Raw genomic sequence first — 1,710 nt, 5'->3', positions numbered from 1 at the left:
ACCTGCCGCTCTTCCATGGCTTCCAGCAAGGCACTCTGGGTTTTCGGCGTGGCGCGGTTGATTTCATCGGCCAGCAGCAACTGGGTGAACACCGGACCTTCGCGGAGGGAAAATTGCTGGGTGTTGGGGTCGAATACGGACACACCCAGGATATCCGCCGGCAGCATATCGCTGGTGAACTGCACCCGCCGGTAATCCAGCTGGAACACCCTCGCCAGTGCATGGGCCAAAGTGGTTTTGCCCATGCCCGGCAGGTCTTCGATCAGCAAGTGGCCGTTGGCCAACATACAGGTAAGCGCCAGCTTCAGTTGTTCTTCTTTGCCCAGGACAACTCGGCCTACCTGGGCCAGGGCTTTATCCAGTGCCTGCATGCGTCCCCTTTATGCATTGGTTGCAAATTCGGGCAGCGAGGCGGGGTCAAGCGCTGGCCAGCGCCTTCAGGCCGCGGTTCAGGTCTGCTTTCAGGTCCTCTACTCCCTCCAGGCCAATGGCCAGACGAATCAGATTTTCCGTCACCCCTGCTCGCTGCTTTTCTTCTTCGTTGACTCGCCCATGGGTCGTGGTCGCCGGGTGAGTCACGGTTGTTTTAACATCACCCAGGTTGGCGGTAATGGAAATCAGGCGAGTGGCATCAATAAAGCGCCAGGCTGCCTGACGATCACGATTACCGGCAGCATCTTCCACTTCAATGGACATGACTGCGCCATAGGCAGACTGCTGCTTGCCCGCCAGTTCATGCTGCGGGTGACTTTTCAGCCCGGCATAATGCACCCGGGCAATCCCCGGTTGTGCTTCCAGCCATTCAGCCAACACCATGGCCCGCTCGCTTTGCGCCTTCATGCGCAGACTCAAGGTTTCCAGGCCCTTGATAAAGACCCAGGCATTGAACGGGCTCATACAAGAACCAGCAGAACGAACGAACCCGAGAATATCATTCATGGGCTCTTTCGGGCCGACCACGGCACCACCGAGGCAACGCCCCTGCCCGTCCAGATATTTGGTCGCGCTGTGGATAATCAGGTCAGCACCCAGCTCGATAGGTTTTTGCAGGGCCGGCGTGCAGAAACAGTTATCCACCACCAGCAACGCCCCGTTGTCATGGGCGAGCTTGGCCAGGGCGGCAATGTCACCGACTTCCGCCAGTGGATTCGACGGCGTTTCCAGAAACAACATTTTCGTTTCCGGACGAATCGCCTCTTCCCACTGGGAAAGATCGCTCATGTCCACCAGCGTGGTATCGATACCAAATTTCTTCAGGTAACGGTCGTAGATCACGTTGGTGGTGCCGAAAACGCTGCGCGAGCTGACGATGTGGTCGCCTGGTGCCAGCAGAGCGAAAAACGTGCCGCTAATCGCCGCCATGCCGGAGGCGAAAGCCACACAGGCCTCACCGCCTTCCAGTGCCGCCAGGCGTTGCTCGAATGCGCGCACCGTAGGATTGGTAAAGCGGGAATAAATATTGCCTGGCTCTTCACCGCTAAACCGGGCCGCCGCTTGCGCCGCGTTTTCGTACACGAAGCTGGAGGTCATGAAAATCGGATCCGAATGCGCCATTTCATCCGTGCGCAATTGCGCCGTACGGATAGCCAGGGTTTCCACACTCAGGGTTGTCGGATCCAGATCATCACTCATGGTTTATTCTCGCTTTCATGCCGCACACGACACGCAACAACGCGTCAGAGATTTGCGCCCAAAGGAAGTATCATTACA

2 protein-coding genes are annotated in these 1,710 nt (G+C 57.5%); both read right to left on the bottom strand.

All coding sequences use genetic code 11. The annotated features are described in order from the left end of the window. The coding region (locus tag A3754_RS18800) for a MoxR family ATPase (RefSeq protein WP_156497086.1) at window positions 1-371 on the bottom strand (371 nt) is incomplete at its 3' end. Between the two features lie 46 nt (window positions 372-417). Continuing rightward, complete coding sequence (locus tag A3754_RS18795; RefSeq protein ID WP_063520924.1) at window positions 418-1,632, bottom strand: O-succinylhomoserine sulfhydrylase; 1,215 nt, start codon at window positions 1,630-1,632, stop codon at window positions 418-420. Between the last annotated feature and the right edge of the window lie 78 nt (window positions 1,633-1,710).

Source organism: Alcanivorax sp. HI0083 (assembly GCF_001635175.1).
Note: the sequence above shows the minus strand (reverse complement) of the source record. Positions and strands in the feature narration are given on the sequence as shown.

Coding starts and splice junctions, on each gene's coding strand:
- A3754_RS18795 (WP_063520924.1), bottom strand. CDS start 1,632: ATGAGTGATGATCTGGATCCGACAACCCTGAGTGTGGAAACCCTGGCT.